Origin of the sequence: Saccharothrix deserti, from assembly GCF_009769385.1 — a bacterium.
Taxonomy (GTDB): Bacteria; Actinomycetota; Actinomycetes; order Mycobacteriales; family Pseudonocardiaceae; genus Actinosynnema; species Actinosynnema deserti.
Genome location: NZ_VKAB01000002.1, coordinates 399742 through 418536 on the forward strand (window position 1 = coordinate 399742; position 18795 = coordinate 418536).

General features: G+C 70.3%; 17 protein-coding genes. 4 read left to right on the plus strand and 13 right to left on the minus strand.

The genetic code is table 11. From position 1 onward, the window contains the following. Position 1 precedes the first annotated feature (1 nt). The 3 genes from FM051_RS16515 to FM051_RS16525 all read right to left on the minus strand — a co-directional run bounded on the left by FM051_RS16515 (position 2) and on the right by FM051_RS16525 (position 3774). On the minus strand, positions 2-1861 hold the full coding sequence (locus FM051_RS16515; protein WP_158843828.1) for a hypothetical protein: 1860 nt from the start codon (positions 1859-1861) through the stop codon (positions 2-4). 102 nt (positions 1862-1963) lie between these two features. Beyond that, on the minus strand, positions 1964-2659 hold the full coding sequence (locus FM051_RS16520) for a response regulator (protein ID WP_202918866.1): 696 nt from the start codon (positions 2657-2659) through the stop codon (positions 1964-1966). Then, a complete protein-coding gene (locus FM051_RS16525; protein ID WP_238412431.1) occupies positions 2656-3774 on the minus strand; it encodes a sensor histidine kinase in 1119 nt (372 codons plus the stop codon). The genes FM051_RS16520 and FM051_RS16525 overlap by 4 nt, the downstream gene beginning before the upstream one ends. Positions 3775-3909: 135 nt before the next feature. Between FM051_RS16525 and FM051_RS16530 the strand changes: the two genes are divergently transcribed. Continuing rightward, positions 3910-5100, plus strand: coding sequence for a serine hydrolase domain-containing protein (locus FM051_RS16530; RefSeq protein WP_158843830.1), 1191 nt, complete (start codon positions 3910-3912; stop codon positions 5098-5100). 252 nt (positions 5101-5352) lie between these two features. Next, positions 5353-5823, plus strand: a complete 471-nt coding sequence (locus tag FM051_RS16535) for a MarR family winged helix-turn-helix transcriptional regulator (RefSeq protein ID WP_238412432.1) — start codon at positions 5353-5355, stop codon at positions 5821-5823. A gap of 40 nt (positions 5824-5863) precedes the next feature. Here the strand turns inward: FM051_RS16535 and FM051_RS16540 are convergent, their stop codons facing one another. The 9 genes from FM051_RS16540 to FM051_RS16580 form a co-directional block, all read right to left on the minus strand. Then, a complete protein-coding gene (locus FM051_RS16540) occupies positions 5864-6976 on the minus strand; it encodes an alcohol dehydrogenase catalytic domain-containing protein (RefSeq protein WP_158843832.1) in 1113 nt (370 codons plus the stop codon). 90 nt (positions 6977-7066) lie between these two features. Continuing rightward, positions 7067-8317, minus strand: a complete 1251-nt coding sequence (locus tag FM051_RS16545; RefSeq protein ID WP_158843834.1) for an MFS transporter — start codon at positions 8315-8317, stop codon at positions 7067-7069. A 58-nt stretch (positions 8318-8375) separates the two neighbouring features. Beyond that, the gene (locus FM051_RS16550; RefSeq protein WP_158843836.1) at positions 8376-9191 is read right to left on the minus strand and encodes a sugar phosphate isomerase/epimerase family protein; all 816 of its coding nucleotides are present in this window, start codon (positions 9189-9191) and stop codon (positions 8376-8378) included. Further along, positions 9188-9934, minus strand: coding sequence for an SDR family NAD(P)-dependent oxidoreductase (locus FM051_RS16555; RefSeq protein WP_202918868.1), 747 nt, complete (start codon positions 9932-9934; stop codon positions 9188-9190). The genes FM051_RS16550 and FM051_RS16555 overlap by 4 nt, the downstream gene beginning before the upstream one ends. Continuing rightward, positions 9931-11097, minus strand: a complete 1167-nt coding sequence (locus tag FM051_RS16560) for an alcohol dehydrogenase catalytic domain-containing protein (RefSeq protein WP_158843838.1) — start codon at positions 11095-11097, stop codon at positions 9931-9933. Before FM051_RS16560 ends, FM051_RS16555 begins: the two co-directional genes overlap by 4 nt. Beyond that, positions 11094-12131 carry an ROK family protein gene (locus FM051_RS16565; protein ID WP_158843840.1) on the minus strand — a complete coding sequence of 346 codons (1038 nt, stop codon included), beginning with the start codon at positions 12129-12131 and terminating at the stop codon, positions 11094-11096. Before FM051_RS16565 ends, FM051_RS16560 begins: the two co-directional genes overlap by 4 nt. Beyond that, positions 12131-13348 (minus strand): sedoheptulose 7-phosphate cyclase, encoded by a 1218-nt coding sequence (locus FM051_RS16570; protein WP_238412433.1) that lies wholly within the window; start codon positions 13346-13348, stop codon positions 12131-12133. Before FM051_RS16570 ends, FM051_RS16565 begins: the two co-directional genes overlap by 1 nt. Before the next feature lie 731 nt (positions 13349-14079). Further along, positions 14080-14250, minus strand: a complete 171-nt coding sequence (locus FM051_RS16575) for a hypothetical protein (RefSeq protein ID WP_158843842.1) — start codon at positions 14248-14250, stop codon at positions 14080-14082. 76 nt (positions 14251-14326) lie between these two features. Next, positions 14327-14641: a hypothetical protein gene (locus FM051_RS16580; RefSeq protein WP_158843844.1), complete on the minus strand. Its 315-nt coding sequence runs from the start codon at positions 14639-14641 to the stop codon at positions 14327-14329. A gap of 376 nt (positions 14642-15017) precedes the next feature. Here FM051_RS16580 and FM051_RS16585 point away from each other — a divergent pair, with 376 nt between their 5' ends. Together FM051_RS16585 and FM051_RS16590 are read left to right on the plus strand one after the other, a co-directional pair. Then, positions 15018-15392, plus strand: coding sequence for an RNA-binding S4 domain-containing protein (locus FM051_RS16585; protein WP_158843846.1), 375 nt, complete (start codon positions 15018-15020; stop codon positions 15390-15392). A 265-nt stretch (positions 15393-15657) separates the two neighbouring features. Beyond that, positions 15658-16458 carry a pectate lyase gene (locus tag FM051_RS16590; RefSeq protein WP_238412434.1) on the plus strand — a complete coding sequence of 267 codons (801 nt, stop codon included), beginning with the start codon at positions 15658-15660 and terminating at the stop codon, positions 16456-16458. Between the two features lie 67 nt (positions 16459-16525). Here the strand turns inward: FM051_RS16590 and FM051_RS16595 are convergent, their stop codons facing one another. Beyond that, positions 16526-18784, minus strand: a complete 2259-nt coding sequence (locus FM051_RS16595; RefSeq protein ID WP_158843848.1) for a PQQ-dependent sugar dehydrogenase — start codon at positions 18782-18784, stop codon at positions 16526-16528. Positions 18785-18795: the final 11 nt, after the last annotated feature.

Here is an 18795-nt window from a genome sequence, read left to right on the forward strand (position 1 = left end):
CTCAGCCCAGCCGCGGGGTCTGGGACACCTTGTCCAGCAGCACGATCCCCGGGTTGCAGTCGCCGAGCACCGCGCGCCGTCCGGACCGCGCCGTCTCCACCATGATGAACGACGTCACGGGCAGCGCCTGGATCGACGTCGGCTCCACCGAGAACTCGTAGACCCGGCTGGCGGCCTGGCCGTTCGTGGTCGAGTCGGCCTCGGAGTAGCTGTCGGTGTCCTGCCACGTCGACGTGCGCGTCCGGGTGACCGACGAGCTGGAGCCGCTGCTGTACGACGTCGAGCCGCCGCCGGAGCTGGACGAGGAGCTGCCGTACTGCCGCGAGACGCTGTCCGAGCCACCGACGCTGACCGCCCGGCCCTCGGTGATCGTCTTGCCGACCTGGTAGGTGAGCTGGCTGAGGGTGAACTTGTGCTCCCGGCCGATGTACTCCGCCGCGACCGCGGCCTCCTTGCCGTTGCCCAGCCGCATCACGACGGACACGCTGTCCGCGGAGCCGAGGAGTTGTTGCAGGTCCTCGTCCAGCCGGTGCATCATCAAGATCAGCATCACGCCGGTGCGCTCGGCCTGACGGGTCAGCTCGCGCAACGCGGACACGCCGACCTCGTCGGCGCCCGCGACCACCAGCACCCCGGAGCCGCGCCCGCGCGGCGTGTCGCGCAGGTCGTGCAGCACCCGGTGGAACAACAGCCGGTCGATCAGGTCCTTGCGGCGGCGGTGCGAGCTCGCCGTCCCGATGACGGCGACACCGCGCTCGCGCCGGATCGAGTCGAGCGACGCGCCGCCGGCGGGCGTCACGTCACCGCGCACGACGAGGTCGAGCACGCTGGAGAGGAACTGCAGCTCCTGGCGGGTCTGTTCGGTGTGCACGACGACGTCGACCGCCGCATTCAGCTTCCCGACCTCGGCCGCGGTGAGCGGGCCGTCCGGGCCGCCGTCGTAGATGCGGCGGAGCACCTTCAGCCCCGCCGCGAGCCGGGCGAACGTCGGCCGCTCGACCAGCCGGTCGAGCACCGCCACGAACAGCTCGGCGTCCAAGGCCCGCAGGTCGGGGCCGTTGGCGGCGGGCCGCATGGTGGACACGGCCTCGGCCAGCAGCTCGGCCAGCTCCTCGCTGCCCAGGCCTTCGATCAGGTCGAGGTCGGCGAACTGGTCGGGCAGCTCCAGATCGGTCACCGGCAGGTCGTGCCGCAGGGCGACGGCCGCGAGACCGCCTGCCACCTGCTGTTCGGTGAAGTCGAGCACCATCATGGCGTTGCCCTGCTTCAACAGCGTCGCGCCGAAGGTGGCGAGCAGGGCGGCCCAGCCGTCCTCGGTGCCGCCGAACACGTCGATCCGGCTCGGCCGGCCGCGCAGCACCAGCGGGTACCAGCGCATGGTCGACACCCACCGCATCAGCTCGGAGGCGTTGTGCGCGTTGACCCGGTCCTGCCAGTGGGCGTGGGCGCGCTGGTAGTCGCGCCACAGGTCCTCGCGGTACTGCCGGTAGTTGCTCCGGATCTTGGCCGCGCTCAGGCGCGCACTGACGATCGGAACGACCAGGATCACCAGACCGACACCGGTCATGAACAGTGCGCCGGCCACGGCGGGACCATCCTGCGTGGACAGCGCGATCATGAGCATCAGCAGGCCGGGGAACAGGACGAGCAGGCCGCAGCCGATGGCGGCGCCGGGCGCGCGTGACTGCACCCCGGCCGGGACCGGGGGCTCGTACCAGACCGGTGGCTGGTTCGCCTCGGGGCTGAGGGTGACCGGCGCGGGCTCGAGGTACTCCCAGCCGAGCCGGTCGACGTTCACGGACAGCCGGTCGACCAGACCCCTGTCGAGCGTCCCTTCGGGCAACGCGTCCCACCTCCACATCCGGTGACGGGGAACCGTACACAAAGGTCAACTGCGGCCGCCGGGATTGGCGCGAACTCACCCTGAAAGCCGGACGCCGCCCGCCCGGCTCTACTCGGAGTTTCACCGGTTCCGGTCGCCGTTCGGTGAGGTGGGGACGATGAGACCGCTCTCGTAGGCGACCACGACGGCCTGCGCCCGGCTGGCCAGGCCGAGCTTGCCCATCGTCCGCTTGACGTGCGTCTTCACCGTCGCCTCGCTGAGCACCAGCCGCTGGGCGATCTGGCCGTTGGTCAGCCCGTTGCCGACCAGGCGCAGCACCTCGGTCTCCCGCGCGGTCAGGGCGGCGAGTTGCGGCGCGCCCACGGCGGTGGCCCGGTGGTGCTGGGCGTAGGTCTCGATCAGCCGGTGGGTGATGTGCGGTGCGATCAGGATGTCGCCGGCCGCGATGGTGCGGACCGCGGAGATGATGCGCTCCGGCGGGGTGTCCTTGACCAGGAAACCCGAGGCGCCCTCACCCAGCGCGGTGTAGACGTACTCCGGCAGGTCGAACGTGGTCAGCACGACCACGCGCGGCGGGTCCTCGCGGTGCGCTGCCCGTTCGGCCAGGATGCGGCGGGTGGCGCCGATGCCGTCCAGCACGGGCATCCGGATGTCCATCAGGATCACGTCGGGCGCGGTCTCGGCGGCCAGGGCCACCGCCTGCTCGCCGTCGGCGGCCTCGCCGACGACCTCGAAACCGGGTGCTGCGGTGAACAGGGCGACGAGGCCGGCGCGGATCAGCGCCTGGTCGTCGGCGACGAGCACGCGGATGCTCATCGGGCCGCCACCTCGCCCATCGGCAGGCGGAGGACGACGCCGAACCCGCCGTCCGCGGTCGGGCCGGCGGTGAGCACTCCCCCGTACAGCTCGGCGCGTTCCCGCATGCCCCGGATGCCGTGCGGCGTGTGGTCCGCGCCCGGCCCACCGTTGGCGGTCGCCTTGCCGTTGTCGGTCACCTTCAGCACGAGCGTCTGCTCTCCGTAGTCCACGTCGATCCGCGCGGCGGCCGGTCCGGCGTGCTTGAGCACGTTGGTCAACGACTCCTGCGCCACCCGGTACGCGCACAGGTCCGGCCCCGGCTGGAGTTCGCGGGCCTTCCCGGTGACCACCACGTCCACCGGCAGCCCCGCGCCGCGGGCGCGTTCCACCAACTCGTCGAGCGCCGCCAGGCCCGGTTGCGGGCGGTAGTCCGCGTCGTGGTCGACGCGCAGCACGTCGAGCAGGCGGCGCATCTCGGTCAACGCCTCGCGGCTGGCGTCCCCGACGGTGGTGATCGCCTTGCGCGCCGTCGACAGGTCCGTGTCCAGCACGTACTGCGCCACGCCCGCCTGGAGGGAGATCACCGACATGTGGTGCGCCACGATGTCGTGCAGCTCCCGCGCGATGCGCACCCGTTCGTCCGCGACCGCCCGCGCCGCCTCCTCGGCCAGCCGCTCGGCGCGTTCCGCCCAGCGCTTCGTGCCCTCGCCCAACACCCACGCGCCCAGCACGACCAGGATCCCCTGCACGACCTCCGACCACGCGATCACCCCGGCGAGCCCCATGTAGGCGACCACCACCACGGCCGCCGTCAACACGACCACGAGCGCGGCCACCAGCCGCGACCGCAGGGTGGCCACGGTGAACACGCCCACCAGCACACCCACCCCGGCGCTGGGCAGACCGCCGTAGTCGAGCAGGCTGTAGCCGGCCAGCGCGCCGAGCACGACGGTCATCGTCGCCACGGGCGCGATCTGGCGCAGCGCGATCGGCGCGACGGTGAGCGCGGCCAGCACGTAGGCGGCCCAGCCGATCCGGCCGCCGGTGTGGCTGACCGTGGTGACCACGGTCAACGACGTCAGCACCACCGCGAGCAGCACGTCCAGCCGGATCGGTTTGAGTTTCGCCAGCACCGGCCCAAGGTAGTGGCCTGCCGCGGCACCCGTCGCCACCCCGTGGGCGGATGTGCCGGTACCCCCGTGGGGGTAGCCGAACATGCCGTTGTGGGACGACGACGCGGGGCCGTCGAGTGCCTAACGTTCGGTGACATGAAAAGACTCTGCGCCACAGTGATGATCGCGGTGCTGGGCGTCGCCACGGCGGGCACGGCGGCCGCCGACCACCGCACCGGCACCGGCGCCCTCCAGCGGCACGCGGACGCGCTGCTCGACTTCGGCGCGCCCGGCGTGCTGGTCGAGCTCGACACCCCGCGCGGCGACGTGAAGGTGCGCAGCGGTTACGGCGACGTCGAGGCCGGTACGCCCGTGCCGTGGAAGGCCAAGTTCCGCATCGGCAGCTACACCAAGACGTTCGTGGCGGCGACCGTGCTGCAACTCGTCGGCGAGGGCCGGATGTCCCTTGAGGACACCGTCGAACGCTGGCTGCCCGGCGTCGTCACGGGCAACGGCAACGACGGCACGAAGATCACCGTGCGGCAGCTGTTGCAGCACACCAGCGGCCTGTACAACTACCTCGGCCGGATGCCGGAGCTGTTCCTGGAGGAGGAGTTCCGGAAGAACCGGTTCCGGACCGTGACGCCGGAGCAGGCCGTCGCGCTGGCCATGCAGGAGCCGCCGGACTTCGCGCCCGGCACCGACTGGAACTACTCCAACACCGGCTACGCCCTGGCCGGGATGATCATCGAACGGGTCACCGGGAACACCTGGCAGCACGAGGTGCGCACCCGCGTCGTCGGACCGCTCGGCCTGCGCGACACGTACCTGCCCGGCACGTCGCCGTTCCTGCCCGTGCCGCACGCCGTGGCCTACGAGCGGTTCCCGGAGAAGGGCCTGGAGGCCGACCCGGCGGACCCGCGGTGGGGCGACCCGATCGACGTGACGGTGTACAACCCGTCGTGGGGCGGCGCGGCCGGTGACATGATCAGCACCACCGAGGACGGCAACAAGTTCCTCAAGGCGCTGCTCGGCGGCAGGGTGCTGCGGCCCGCGCAGCTGGCCGAGATGACGAAGACCGTGGACACGCCCAAGCTGTACCCGGCGTGGCCCGGCGCCCGGTACGGCCTCGGGCTCATGTGGATCCCGAACTCGTGCGGCGGCCACTGGTCGCACGGCGGCGACATCCCCGGCTTCAAGACCCGCAACGGCGTCACGCCCGACGGCGAGCGCAGCGTGATGGTGTCGGTCAACACCGACTCGATGGTCCCGAAGCCCGGCGTGACGCCGCCGGCCAAGGACGTCGCCGTGGACCTGATCGACCACGCGCTGTGCGCCGCGAAGTGAGCTGAACCGAGCCGAAGGCGGTGGCACGACGGGGGTGCCACCGCCTTCACCTCAGCCGCTTCGGCGATCCGGCACAGCATCCGGGACCAGCAAGGCCGCTTGCACCCGGTTCGCACAGCCTGGTCTGGCCAGGATGCGGCTCACGCAGATTTTGATTGTATGCACATATATTGCATAAACAGCAATCCGCAAGTCAATCGTATTGAAAGGCATATTTGTTCAGAACACGACTGTTCGTGCACACTTGACTCGGTGAAGGAGGTACCGATGCCCCTGGCCGCCCAACCGGCTCCCCGGATCGAGCTGCCCACGGAGTTCGAGCGGCGGTGGCAACGCCTCCGACTGCTCACCGGCAAGATCCAGGAACGTCTCGAACGAGCCCTCCAGGAGCACGGCCTGTCGGTGTCGGAATACGCTGCCCTCGCCGCGCTCGCCTACTCCGACGACGGCGGCCACCTGCGCCAACAGGTCCTGGCCGAGGCCATCCCGCTGAACCAGAGTTCGCTGAGCCGCCTGGTGACGAGGCTGGAACGCGAGGGGCTGACCGAGCGCTACCACTGCATGAACGACCGGCGCGGGGTCTACACCCAGATCACCGACAACGGCAGGCGCAAGGTCGAACAGGCCCGCGAGTCCTACCTCGCCGTGCTGCACGCCGCCCTGGCCGAGGAGGAACAGGACGACGAGTTCCTCGTCGCCTACCTCACCGGCAGCACCGACTGAGAGCCGGGCCGAACCGGACAGAGCCGGTCGGGCACGATCGTCATCGGCTTCCCGAACGCGAACGGGTGAACCGCCCGAGCTCCGGTTCGCGGGCGCCGATCCCGACGATCACCTTGCCGGGGAAGTCCTTCGTGTTCTCGGCGATGTCGGTGATGATCTCCGGGAACTCGTCGAGGGTGATGTGCCGGGACACCAGGCGTTCGACGGGGAAGTCGGTCGGGTGGTCGGCGTGGAGTCGGAAGGCTTCTTCGTAGTCCTCCTTGAAGCAGCCGTAGGCTCCGGAGACCGCGAGGGGCTTCTCCTGGTAGGTGACCGGTTCGATCCGCTCACCCCTGCGGATGGTGTCGACGTTGACCTGCGTGCCGGGGAAGCGGTCGGTGGAGCGGGTGCCGCCGTAGATGTGCAGGACGCCGCCGCTGACGGCCATGGCGGCGGCGGTCTCCAGGAGGTCGGTGGTGACGATGGTGGGCACCACGATCACGACGTCGAAGGTGTCCCGGTGGGCTTGCGCCTCGGCGAGGGGGAGGATCTCCTCCCCGGTCAGGATCTCCTGGGCCTGGGCGAAGTCCCGGCGCATCCCGCCCCGGTTGAAGACCACGACAGAGGCGTCGAGGTGCTTGGCGTGCATGGCGAACATGAGGCCGGAGCAGCCCGCGCCGATGATCCCGACCCGCTTGCCCTCGAAGGAGGGGAAACCGGTGAGTTCGAGGAGCTTCCTGGTGGCGTGGACGATGCAGGCCAGCGGTTCCGGCATCCAGATGTTGTCGAGGACGTCCTGCTCGGGCACCCGGATGACCGCTTGGTCCAACCGGTCGGCCGTGCCGTGGACGAAGACGTACTCGGCGAAGCCGGTGGTGCGGGTGGGGGTGATGTTGGGGTTGAAGGTGACCAGGTCGCCTTGGTGGAAGCCGGTGCGCGCGCCCGCGAAGGTGACGGAGCCGATGAACTCGTGGCCGAACAGGGGGCCGCGATCGGTCGGGATGTCGCGCGAGCCGACGATCTCCTTGGTGTCGGCGCGGCAGATCCCCATGAAGTCGGGCTTGATGACGACAGTGTCCTCGCTGAGCGACTCATGGGGAAAGGGTTGCGCGGTAACGCTCACCTTGCCGTTCACCAGGGCGGTCGTCAGGTAGGTCGACGGGAACTCCGGCACTTCAACTCCTTGTTCGGGCTGACCAGCGGGGAGTTGCTGAGGCCGACGCCGTTGTCGGCCTTCTGTCGCATCAGGCAGGCACGCGGGGGCTCATTCCTCCGCGGTGCCGACCTTGCTCTTGACGTCTGCGGTTTCCGAGGTGGTGTCGACCGCCTCCGGGGCGGGCTCGACCGCCGCGGTGGCGTCGGCCTTGCGGTCCATGCGCCACGACAGCAGCGTGAGGGCGAGGCTCACCGCGGCGACGCCTGCGGCGGCGGGCAGCACCGAGCGCACGCCGAAACCGCGGTCGATCACCGCGCCACCCAACCAGGCGCCCACGCCGTTGCCCAGGTTGAACGCCGACACGTTGACCGACAGGGCCAGCGTCGGGGCGGCCACCGCGACGGCCTGGATCCGGGCCTGCAGCGACGGGATGATGGAGAACCCGACGGCGCCGAACAGGAACAGGCTGACGGCGGCGAGCACGGGCACGACGCTCGTCGCCCAGAACAGGAGCAGCACCACGACCATCGCGCTCAGCACGGTGGTGACGCCGCGCATGACGTGGCCGTCGGCGAGCTTGCCGCCCGCGAAGTTGCCGATGACCGCGCCGACGCCGAAGACCACCAGCAGTGCCGCCACCGCGCCCGCGCTGAAGTTGCTCACGTCCATCAACAGCGGCACCACGTAGGTGGACGCGGTGAAGACCGCGCCTTGCGCCAACACGGTGATCACAACGGCGAGCTGCAGGTTGCGCTGGCTCAGCACGCGGACCTCGTTGCGCAGCGCCCCCTTGGCGGGCTGCTCCGGGCGGGGCAGGCTCGACGGCACGAACAGGGCGATCAGGGCGATGGTCAGCGCGGCGATCACGACGATGGCCAGAAAAGTGGCGCGCCAGCCGAGGTGCTGGCCGACGAAGGTGCCCAGCGGCGCGCCGAGCGCGTTGGCGAGGTTGAAGCCCAGGGCGATCTTGGCCATCGCCGAGCCCTGCTTGTCCGCCGGTGAGAGCATCGCCGCCAGGTTGAACGCGACCGCGACGAACGTGCCGTGGCTGAGCGAGGTGAACACCCGCGCCGCCATCAGCGTGTCGTAGTCGGGCGCGAGCACGGCCGCGACGTTGCCCACCGCGAACAGCCCCATCAGCAGCAGCACCAGCGTCTTGCGCGGCATGCGGGTGGTCAGCAGCGTGACGAACGGCCCGACGACCGTGACACCGAGGGCGTAGCCGGTGACCAGCAGGCCCGCGTCGGGCACCGTCACCGCGAGGTCGTTGGCCACGACCGGCAGCAGGCCCGAGATGACGATCTCGGCAGTGCCGACGCAGAACACGCCGAGCATTAATGCGAACAGGACTACCGGCACGAAAATCTCCTCAGTTTTCAACGGAGCCGATCGACCATTCAGGGGAGCCGATCGACCATCATGCGGCTGCGTCGCCGCCAGGTGAACGGATGGCGAAGCGCGCCTTGAGCCAGTCGAGGTCGGCCGAGACGCGAACGAAGTCGCCGTCGCGGTAGTCATTCTCCAACACCAGCGCGTTGATGACGACACCGGCCCGGCCTACTTCGGCGAGGGCCTCGACCACCGCGGAATCCGCTGAGGTCAAGGGCTTCCGGTCCGCCGCGCTCTTGACGTGCACCTGGTCGGCGAGCACCGGACCGGCCTCCCGCACCACGGCCACCGGGTCCACTCCGGACACCGCGAGGTTGCCGGTGTCGAGCACGACCCGCAGCGCCGGCGAGCCGACCTGCTCGATCAGTTCCCTCAGATCAGGCGGCGCCAGCACGTTTTCGTTGGCCAGCAACAAATTCCGCCGCCGCGCCTCGGCGCAGGCCCACCGCAGCACCTCGGCGGTCCTCGCCAGCGCCGACGGCCCGTCGATGGCGCTGCGCCGGAAACTCGGCAGGAACACCAGGCCGGCGCCGATCTCGACGGCGACGTCCAACGCCCGGTCGACCACCTGGCGCACCCGCTCCGCCGCGGCCGTGCCGTCGGCGGCGGTCAGCCCGATGTCGTTGAGCGTGTTCGCGGAGACCGCCAACGGCACCACGCCCGTGTCGGCCAACACCGCCCGGAGCTCGCGCAGCCGTTCCCGCTCGTCCAGCCACGGCGCCCGGCCGGGCCCGCCGAGGTCCAGTTGGATGCCGTCCGCGCCCAGCTCGGCGGCGAGCACCACCGCCCGCGGCCCGCTCACCGGCAGCCGCCAGTCGACCAGGCCGATCCGCGCGCGGTTCACACCCTGGCCCGATCGCTCTGGGAAACCGGCACGCGGTCGCGGACCGGGTTCCAGGTCCCGTCGCCGTGCACGACGAGGCTGTCGCCGTTGTGCTGCGCGCCCGCCGTCAAGGCCAGCTCGACCGCGACGGGGCCGAAGCTGTCCGGGCGCATGTAGTCCGAGTAGTCGAAGTCGGCCGGCCGTCGCCTCCGGATGCCCGGCGAGTCGACCATGCCCGCCGGCAGGACCGACACGAACCGGACGTCGTCCGGGTCCTCCTCCTGGTGGACCGAGTCGACCAGCGAGGCACAGGCCGCCTTGGTCGCGGCGTAGCCGGAGCGCCCCGGACCGCCGTTGAACACCACCTCGGAGGACACGTTGAGGAACAGCCCCGGTCGCGCCGCGCGCAACGCGGGCAGCGTGGCGGCCAGGGTCAGCCACAGCCCGTTGAGGTTCACCTCGATCTGTTGGCGCCACTGGGCCAACGGGGTGTCGGAGAAGGTGGCCCGCTTGTCGCCGTAGGACACCGCCGAGAACGCCACGGCGTCCAACGGCCCCCGGCCCGCCTCGGCCAGCACCGCGCGGGCTTGTTCGGGATCTGCCAGGTCGACGGCGGACCAGCGCAGCGCGCCCTGCTCCGCCGGTCGCGAGCGGCTGAGGACGTGCACGTCCATTCCCGCCCGCGACCAGGCCTGCGCGATCGCGCGGCCGATGCCGGTGGAGCCGCCCACCACCAAGCCCCGACGTCCTGCCAACGCGGTCATCCAGCGCCTCCCCCTGCGTCGTCCCGCGGTGCGAAGCGCACCGCGAGTTTGATCAATCGACGACCAGCCACTGTTCGATCACGAGAACGCGCGAGCCCGCGCATGACTTCCGCGGCCTCGTCGACATCAACCAGATGGGTGACGAGGTCCCGGTACCGCCGCGGGTGCGCGACCAGTTCCGCGGCGGCGGTGGCCAGGTGCCCGTTGGCCACGCCGCGGTGGCCGAACAGGCTCACGGTGGCCCCGGTGTCGGTCGGTGCGGTGAACCGCAGCGCGGGGTCCGGCACGCCCGCGCAGTTCGCGGCGCGGATCCGGACCAGGTCCGTCCCCGGCAGCAGCGGGCTCGCCGCACCGGGCGGCAGGCCCCCGAGGAGATCGACCGCCAGGTCGCCGCGCAGGGTGCGCAGCGCGGTGTCCAGGCACGCGAGCGTCGCGTCGCGGGGCGTGGCGAGCAGCACCGCGACCCGCTCGTCGGCGGGCAGTTCCGCCAGCAGCCGCGCGCCCGCCGCGTCGTTGAGCGCGCGCTGCACACCGGGTGTCGGGTGGTCCTCGCTCCAGTCCACGCCCTGCTCGGTGTGGTGCAGGTGCACGATCCGGGTGCCGGCGCCCAGCAGCACCGGGGCGGCGCGCACGGCGAGGTGCCCGACGACGCCGTCGCCGAACACCACCAGCGTGTGCGGCCGGTGCCCGGCCAGCAGGCCCAGCGCGTAGTGCACCACCGCGAGCGGTTCCAGCAGCGCGGCGTTCTCCGTGCTGTTGGCCGCGGGCAGCGGTAGCACCAGCCCGTCCCGCACCGCGGACGCCGCGATGAGAACCCGTTCCTGCAGCAGGCCGTCCACGTTGTGACCGAGCAGGAACGAGGGATCACCCGGGTGGGTCGGGTTGACGCACACCAGGGTCCCCGGGGCCAGGTGCTCCGGCACACCACCACCGGCCGCGACCACCCGGGCCACGCCCTCGTGGCCGATGACCGGACTGGGATCGGACCGGAGTCCGCGCAGCATCTGGATGTCGGTGCCGCACAGCCCCGCGTAGACGGGGGCGAGCAGCAGTTCGTGCTCATCCGGCACGGGGGTCGGGCGGTCGAGCACGGTGACCGTGCCGTCCGCCCGGACCACCGCCCGGTGAGTGGTGCGCGTGTTCACGCGCGTGGTCGTGGTCATGGGTCGGTCCGCACTCCCGCGAGCGCCGCGATGCCCGCGCCGACCAGGCAGTCGGCCTCGCCGACACCGCAGACCACGATCCGGTCCGCGATCCACTCCGGGGTGTACTTGCTGGTCAGGTAGAGGCCCCGGGCCTCAAGCCCGGCCAGCAGCGCGGCCCGGTAGTGCGCGCCGAACGCGTACGCCACCCCGCCGGTCAGGACGATGCGGTCGAGGTCGGGGTCGAGGCACAGCGCGGTGCGCAGCACGTCGGCGACCGGAGCGGTCACCGAGGCGAGCAGTTCCACCGCGAGGCCGTCCCCGGAGTCCACCGCCGACTTGAACGCCTCCTCCAGGGGCCGGCCGTCCGCCATCGCGCGGCCGAGCGCGGACTCCGCCCAGTCCCCCGGCCGTCGCTCGCGCAGGACCCGGGCCACTTGCGCGATGCCCGGTCCGGACGAGTAGGCGGACAGGTGGCCGGGTTGCCCGCAGTCGCAGGTCAACACGACCACCTCGCCCGCGACCGAGGCGGTCGCGGGCAGGTGGCCGATCTCGCCCTGCAACCCACTGGCGTCCAACGGGATGCGACGGGTGTGGCGGTCGATGGTGCGGGCCGCGATGCCCGTGCTGATCGTGGCCAGCAGAACCTTGCGGTCCTGAGCGCACAGCGGTGACGACGCGACGTGCAGCAGTGCCGCCGTCACGTCGTTCACCACGTGCCAGTCCACATCGGACCGTGCCAGGCGCAGTGCGCCCAACAGGTCGAACGGCGCGTCGTGCGGCCCCCACATCGGCGCGGACGCGTAGACCGTGCCGTCGTGCTGATTCATCGCCGCACCGAAGGAAACGCCCGCGATCGCCGCGCCCGCCCGCGGCACGGCGTCGCAGATGGCGTCGACCAGCCGCTGTTGCAGCTGCGGCACGGACAGCTCCGGATGGCTGCGGAAGGTGGGGGTGGCGAGGCTGCGCCGGTCGCGCAGCCCGCCCTCCGGGGTCCAGCTCCCCCACCGCAGGTGGGTCCCGCCTACGTCGATCACGGTGGCCTGGCCGGTCATCACACGATTGCCCGCTCGCTCACGCCCTGGCGCTCCTCGACGAAGAACAGGGCCGCCGCCAGCTCGTCGGTGGTGATGTCGTTGACGAACACCGCGGAGCCGATGCCGTTGGTCAGCGGGACCCGCTGCTGGCCGTCGCGGTGCTTGACGGCGTCGCCGAGAGCGCGCTCCAACAGCTCGGCGGTGAACACCGGGTGCGCGGTGGGCAGGCCCGCGTCCCGCATCAGACCGATCGCGCGATCGGCGTCCACTGTGGACAGCAGGCCGCGGTTGCACGCCAACGCGACGCAGATGGCCATGTCGACGGTCACGGCCTCGCCGTGCAGCAGCGGCGGGTCGGCGAGCAGCTCCAGGGAGGGGCTGAACGTGTGGCCGTAGTCGACGGCCCGCTCCAGGTCGTCCTCCCACAGGTTCGGCTCGAGCTCGTCGAGCATCCCGGAGATGGCCCGGAACAGCACCTCGCCGGTGGCGGAGCCGTGCCTGGCCAGCACCTCGGCGGTGATGTCGGCGACCATCGACTCCAGCAGCTCGAACAGCGCGGCGTCCTTGATCAGCGCCATCTTGATGATCTCGGCGAGGCCGTTGACGACGTGCCGCTGCGGCAGCGTGCGCAGGAACTCCGGGTCGATCAGGGCCGACTCCGGCGCGCTGTAGGTGCCCAGCCGGTTCTTGTGGTGGCCGTGGTTGACCCCGGTCTTCACACCGATCCCGGCGTCGATCTGGCCCACGAGCGTGGTGGGGACCCGGATGTAGGGCACGCCGCGCCGGTAGATGCTCGCCGCCATGCCCGCCACGTCGAGCACCACGCCGCCGCCGACGGCGACGACCTTCTCGGTCCGGCGCAGGATGCCCATCCGGTTCATCGCCCCGGTCACCGCCACCGCGGCTTCGAGCGACTTGGCGCCCTCGTCGCCCTGGACCGGCTCCCAGTGCGCCTCGATCCGCCAGGCGTCGAAGTACGACTGCAACCGCTCGCCGTAGAGGGCGTGCACGGCGGAGTCGATGACCACCAGGCAGCGGGTGGGGCGACGGCCGTCGGCGCCGCAGGCCTTGGCGAGGGCGGAGTTGTTCGGGGAGAGCAGGTTCCTGGTGACGCTGACCTCGTAGTCGATCAGCTGGGTGGCCTGTACCCGCCAGTGCATGCCCGGAGGCTTCGGCAGGTCTAATACGGCGCCGAGGCGAACAGGTACCACGGGCACCGAGGTGGAGCTGGACATACGACATCCCCATGGAAGTTGTAGTGGTGGGTCCGATTTACCGACAGCGCGCGGTTCGCCGGAGACCGAGCTCCGCAGGGGCAAACCGCACACCTGTTTCGAACGTTCCTTTGCAAGGATGGCTTCGGCGCTCGACTCCTTGCTACCGCCATTTCGGTGATGCCACCGGATGAAGCGTTAACTGTCCACCTTTCGAGCGGATACCGAAAGCCGTCCGCCGAAACAATACCCGAATGACAGCTGCGATGCCGCACCGCAATCGGGCGACACCCACTGAGCACGCCGATTCCATCCCGCGAGGCCAAACGAGCCGTTTGCACCGCGTCCGTCCACGCGACTCCCGACCACAAACTTTACGAAAGTGTTAACTTTGTTCATTTTCTCGTTACTTCGTTGTTAACGGCTGCCGGCGCAACGCGTCGGGTTTCTCGCATAGCCCTGCCTGCCGCAGATGGACGCAGTCTGTCCGGCAAACACCGGTCTTTCCCGAAGCGGCTGCGAGATCCAGGTCACATCGCCGCAGGATCTTCAGGCACGCCGGAGAGCCCGCACACGGCCGGCAGTCGTCGCCCAAGCCCTCAAGGAATCGACGAAACCCCGGTTCGTGCCCCTTGCACCGCCTCACGGACCTCTAAAGGGCCGCAGCCACGATAATCATTGCCACATGATTGTCCCCGCCTCAGCGACACAGGGGCAGGACGCAAAAGAGACCGACGGACAGTGGCAGCACATCACCACTTCGACCGATCAGGGCTGATGACCGGCACGACGGACCGAGAACAGGAGTCGTCGGCGAGTTCCGTGTCGAACCCGGCGTCGTGCAGCTTCGGGATCAGCCACCCGGCGACTTCTCCGGGCTTGCGACCCGGCCACCCGCCGCACAGGTGGAGGATTCGCGCCATGTGTTTCCCTCGAAATCGGGGCGATCTGGTGAAATCGTCGAGGTGTCCCGCGGACCACGGTGTCCGCGGCTGTCGATCACCGCAGGGCGCGGTCGCAGGCGACGACGATCTTCGGGTCGTCGGCCGGGAAGCAGCCCGGCCCGCACCGGCCGGTGGTGGCGAAGTCGCGCATCCCGCCACCGTCGAGTTCGTTCGGGTCTCCGCAGACGTCCAGGGCGGTGCGCCGCCACGAGTCACCGCCGGTCGCCGTGCAGTCGTCCGCCGGCTTGGTGACGCCTTCGGCACCGGCCACGAGGAACGGCTGGTACGCCGTGATGCGGACGGACTCCTCAACCGCACCGGGGCCGCTCGCGACGACCTGTAACTCGACCACCGGTGCTGTGATGGCCATGCGTACCCCCCAAGGTGGTCACCACTTCTGCGCGTTTGACAATATTGACAGAGGCAATCTTGGCATCTGCATGTAAGTCACCACAAGAGACTCTGGTCACTCTGGGCGGTCGAACTATCGCTCTACGTCGCCATGGCCGTGCACGTTGCCCATTCCGGCGGGCCGAGCACTGGGCCGTTCACCGTAATGGGATTCCGCGTTCGGCCCGTTCCGCCAGGGAGCGAGCGGGATGACGAAGTAGGTCATGCGCTTGCCGGGCACTCCCCCACCGTCCACCACCGTGCGGCGGGAAGTCATGCGCTCTCCTCATCGCCGGTCTTGGCCGGCGCGAGCGCGGTGTTCGGACCGATCCGCACACAGGCCATGATGTACGACTGTGGAGTCCACCCGTGTGGATCGCTGGCTCTGGGCGGTCCGGCTGACCAAGACCCGATCCGACGCCGCCGCGGCCTGTCGGGGTGGACACGTGCGCGTCAACGACCGGCCGGCCAAGCCCGCCACCACCGTGTCGCCCGGCGACGAGGTGCGTGCCCGCGTGGGCGAGACGACCCGGATCGTGGAGGTCGTGCGGGTCATCCAGAAACGGGTCGGCGCGGCCGACGCGTCCACGTGCTTCATCGACCGGACGCCACCACCGCCACCGCCGACGGAAGCGCCCGCACCCGTCGCCCGCCGCGAGCGCGGCGCCGGGCGGCCGACCAAGCGGGAACGCCGCGTGCTGGACAAGTTCCGCACCACCGGTCAGCCCTGACCACTCCCCCGTCCGGCGCAGCGCGAACGGGCGTCGTTCCCGCACCGGGAAATCACATACATGAATGCCCCACGGCCCGTCGACGCCATTCGACTCGGCCGTTCGATTCGTTCGAACAGCTCAGCGCCACAATTTCGAACGGAATTCGACGAGGGAATCGAACGCGACAATCCACTGAATTCCGCGACCACTCCCGCAATCGTTGACAGAGCGGATATCCCGCTTGTACGTTTTCGTCACCGCTGCCACCGAAGAGGAGGCACACGTGCACGAAAAAACCAAGCTGCCGATTCGGCGGTTACTGTCCGCGGCCGCGGCGTTCGCCATCGCCGCGGTGCTGACCACGGCGGTCGCGCCTAGCGGCTCCGCGGCAGGCAGCACCTTTCCGTCAGCGAAAGGCACGCAGCCGGTCAGCACGAAGATCAAGGTCGGCACCACGCCGTACGACGGGGGCATGAAGCGGTTCTACGGCACCGGCGCCCTCGGTGACGGCGGCCAGGAGGAGGGCAAGAGCCCGCTGTTCGAACTGGCCAACGGCGCCACGCTGTCCAACGTCATCCTCGGCTACCCCGCCTCCGACGGCATCCACTGCCTCGGCACCTGCACGCTCAACAACGTGTGGTGGGAGGACGTCGGCGAGGACGCGGCGACGCTGAAGGGGTCCTCGTCGTCGCAGAAGATGACGGTGAACGGCGGCGGCGCGCGCAAGGCGTCGGACAAGGTGTTCCAGCACAACGGGCCGGGCACGATCCACATCCGCAATTTCCAGGTGGACGACTTCGGCAAGCTGTACCGGTCGTGCGGCAATTGCGGCACGCAGTACAAGCGCCACGTCATCCTGGAAAACGTGACGGCGTACTCGCCGGGCAAGGTGCTGGCGGGCATCAACACGAACTACGGCGACACCGCGCGCTATTCCGGGATCACCATCGTCGGCGACAGCAGCCGGAACATCGTGATCTGCGAGAAGTACAAGGGCGTCACCAGCGGTGAGCCGACGAAGATCGGCAGCGGTGCGGACAGCACCAACTGCCTCTACTCGTCGTCCAACATCACCTACCGGTAGCCCTCGCGCGCACGAACCGGTGAAACGGGCGAGGCCGTCGCGACCGCGCGGCCTCGCCCGATCGCGTCTACCGCCTGGTGAACCGCCGGTACTGCTCGGCGACCACGTCGGCGGACGTCGCGACGTCCAGGAACATCAGCGAGTCCATCCGGCACGTGCAGGGGTTCCGCTCCGCGGTGTCCTGCGGGAAGCTCCCGCCCACCTTGATGCCCCTCGGATCGGTGGGCGAGGTGCCGGTCCCGTCGACCTGCCAGGGATCACCCGGGACGGCGTAGAACCCCGGCAGCGGCTTGCCGTCGCGGTAGAGCGCCATCTGGCCTGTCGTGTAGTCGAACGTGGCGGCCAGGTGCACCCAGCGGTCCTGCGGCAGCGCCTCCCGCCAGTCCATCTCGGCGGCGTACGTCTGCGACGCGCCGCCGTCGATCCGACGTCCGAGCGCGACCAGCCGCATCTCCCCGTTGACCTCGAAGGCCTCGATGAGCGCCCGAACGGAGTGCCCGTCGGAGTTCCCGCTCAGCAGGCCCGCGAGCCCGACCGCGCCGTAACCGGGGCTGGGGTTCTCGCCGGTCATCTTGAACCAGCCCATGATCGTGATCCCCTTGGCGCCGTTGAACGCCCGCAACGACTCGGCGCCGTCCTCGTCCCACACCCCCGCCTTCCAGTCGTCGTTCTCACCGGGCGACGGCCGCAACACCAGGGCGTTGTTGCTGCCCGGGAACGCGCTGTCGTCAACGCGCATCTCCTCGCCGCCGTTGATCAGCCGGAACAGGGTCCGGGACTCGCCGAGGTCGATCTCGCGGGCGTCGTCGACCGGGAACGGGTGGTCGAAGTCGTAGTGCGCGACCAGGTCGCGGGCGACGGCCTGGGTGACCTCGGTCCGCGGACCGGTGCGGGTGCCGACGACCTTCCAGAGCCGACCGTCGGCCTTGGTCAGCAGGTACAGCTCACCGGCCGCGTCGGTGCCGAACCGCAGGTCCACCCGACCGTCGCCGACGAAGTTCGTCATCCGCTTCACGTTGCCGTCGGTGTCGAACAGCTGCAGCTCGTGCAGCGGCGCCATGGGCTTGCCGCGCCTCATCTGCGACACCTCGGTGTAGAAGACACGGCCGTCCACCAGGTCACCGAAGACGTACTTGCCGCGCAACTGCGGCACGGCGCGGCCCCGGTAGACCTGGCCGCCGGAGATGGCGTGCCCGCTGTCGGACGAGCAGGACCACCCCGCCGGCGGGTCGTGGTCGTAGGCCGCCACCGGGTAGACGTAGCCGTACCGGGCGTCGTCGGCCGGCAGCGGGTACAGGCGGCACTGGTCCTCACGGCGGAACGTGAACGCGCCCTCCCGCCTGCTCCAGCCGAGGTTGTCGCCCGCGCGGACCTCGTACACGGCCTCGATGGCGTGCTGGCCGATGTGCCCCAGGTACATGGCGTGGCTGCCGCCCCGGTCCCAGGTGAACCGGTGCGGGTCGCGCATCCCGTAGGCGTAGATCTCGCCGAGCGCGCCGGGCCGCCCGACGAACGGGTTGGCCCGCGGGATGCCGTACCGACCGCCGGGCCCGTTCGTGCCCAGCGGGTCGATGCGCAGGATCTTGCCCGCCGGGTTGCCGAGGTCCTGCGGCACGTCGGAACTCACGCCCAGGCCGCCGTCCCCGACGGCCAGGTACAGCAGGCCGTGGTCGGGATCGCCGCGCCGGGCGTTCGGGTTGAAGTCGATCTGCTGCACGGCGTGGGTCGTGGTGCCGAAGCCGTAGCGGAACAGCTCGCGCCGGGAACCGGTGAACACGTCGGCGGACGGGTCGTCGGCCGTCCACTCCGTCACCACGCTCTGCACGACGGCGTTGGGCTGGTTGGGGTAGGTCGGCGTCTCGGTGTCGATCGCGCCCTTGCCCTCGGTGTGCGTGGTGTAGAGCTTGCCGTTGCGCGCGAACTCGGGGTGGAACGCGACGAACCCGAACCCGCTGCCCATCCCGCGTGCGGCCCAGAAGTTGGGGAACCGGGACACGAGGTCGAGGTAGAGGTGCGGCGTGCCGCCGTCCAGCAGGTACAGCGGGCCGTTGAGGTCCGGCACGTACAGCCGGCCGGACCGGTCGGGCACCTCACCGACGAAGTTGATCCGGTTGTGCCGGACGAGCCGGTGATCGGTGGTCGGCGGGGTCGGGGTGGACTCGGGCAGTTGTGCGACCTCGGCCAGCACGAGGCCGAGACGGGACTGGATCGGGTCTTGCGGGATCGGGTCGGCTATCGGGTCGTCCGGTGCGCTCGACGCCGGCGCCGCGGTCGCGAGGACCACGGCCGCGGCGGCCAAACCGGCCCACCATCTGCGCTTGCCCATCGTTGTCTCCT

Excerpts from the sequence above, each read along its gene's own strand:
- FM051_RS16515 (WP_158843828.1), bottom strand. The coding sequence starts at position 1,861 with ATGTGGAGGTGGGACGCGTTGCCCGAAGGGACGCTCGACAGGGGTCTG.
- FM051_RS16520 (WP_202918866.1), bottom strand. The coding sequence starts at position 2,659 with ATGAGCATCCGCGTGCTCGTCGCCGACGACCAGGCGCTGATCCGCGCC.
- FM051_RS16530 (WP_158843830.1), top strand. The coding sequence starts at position 3,910 with ATGAAAAGACTCTGCGCCACAGTGATGATCGCGGTGCTGGGCGTCGCC.
- FM051_RS16555 (WP_202918868.1), bottom strand. The coding sequence starts at position 9,934 with ATGACCGCGTTGGCAGGACGTCGGGGCTTGGTGGTGGGCGGCTCCACC.
- FM051_RS16560 (WP_158843838.1), bottom strand. The coding sequence starts at position 11,097 with ATGACCACGACCACGCGCGTGAACACGCGCACCACTCACCGGGCGGTG.
- FM051_RS16565 (WP_158843840.1), bottom strand. The coding sequence starts at position 12,131 with ATGACCGGCCAGGCCACCGTGATCGACGTAGGCGGGACCCACCTGCGG.
- FM051_RS16570 (WP_238412433.1), bottom strand. The coding sequence starts at position 13,348 with ATGTCCAGCTCCACCTCGGTGCCCGTGGTACCTGTTCGCCTCGGCGCC.
- FM051_RS16575 (WP_158843842.1), bottom strand. The coding sequence starts at position 14,250 with ATGGCGCGAATCCTCCACCTGTGCGGCGGGTGGCCGGGTCGCAAGCCC.
- FM051_RS16580 (WP_158843844.1), bottom strand. The coding sequence starts at position 14,641 with ATGGCCATCACAGCACCGGTGGTCGAGTTACAGGTCGTCGCGAGCGGC.
- FM051_RS16595 (WP_158843848.1), bottom strand. The coding sequence starts at position 18,784 with ATGGGCAAGCGCAGATGGTGGGCCGGTTTGGCCGCCGCGGCCGTGGTC.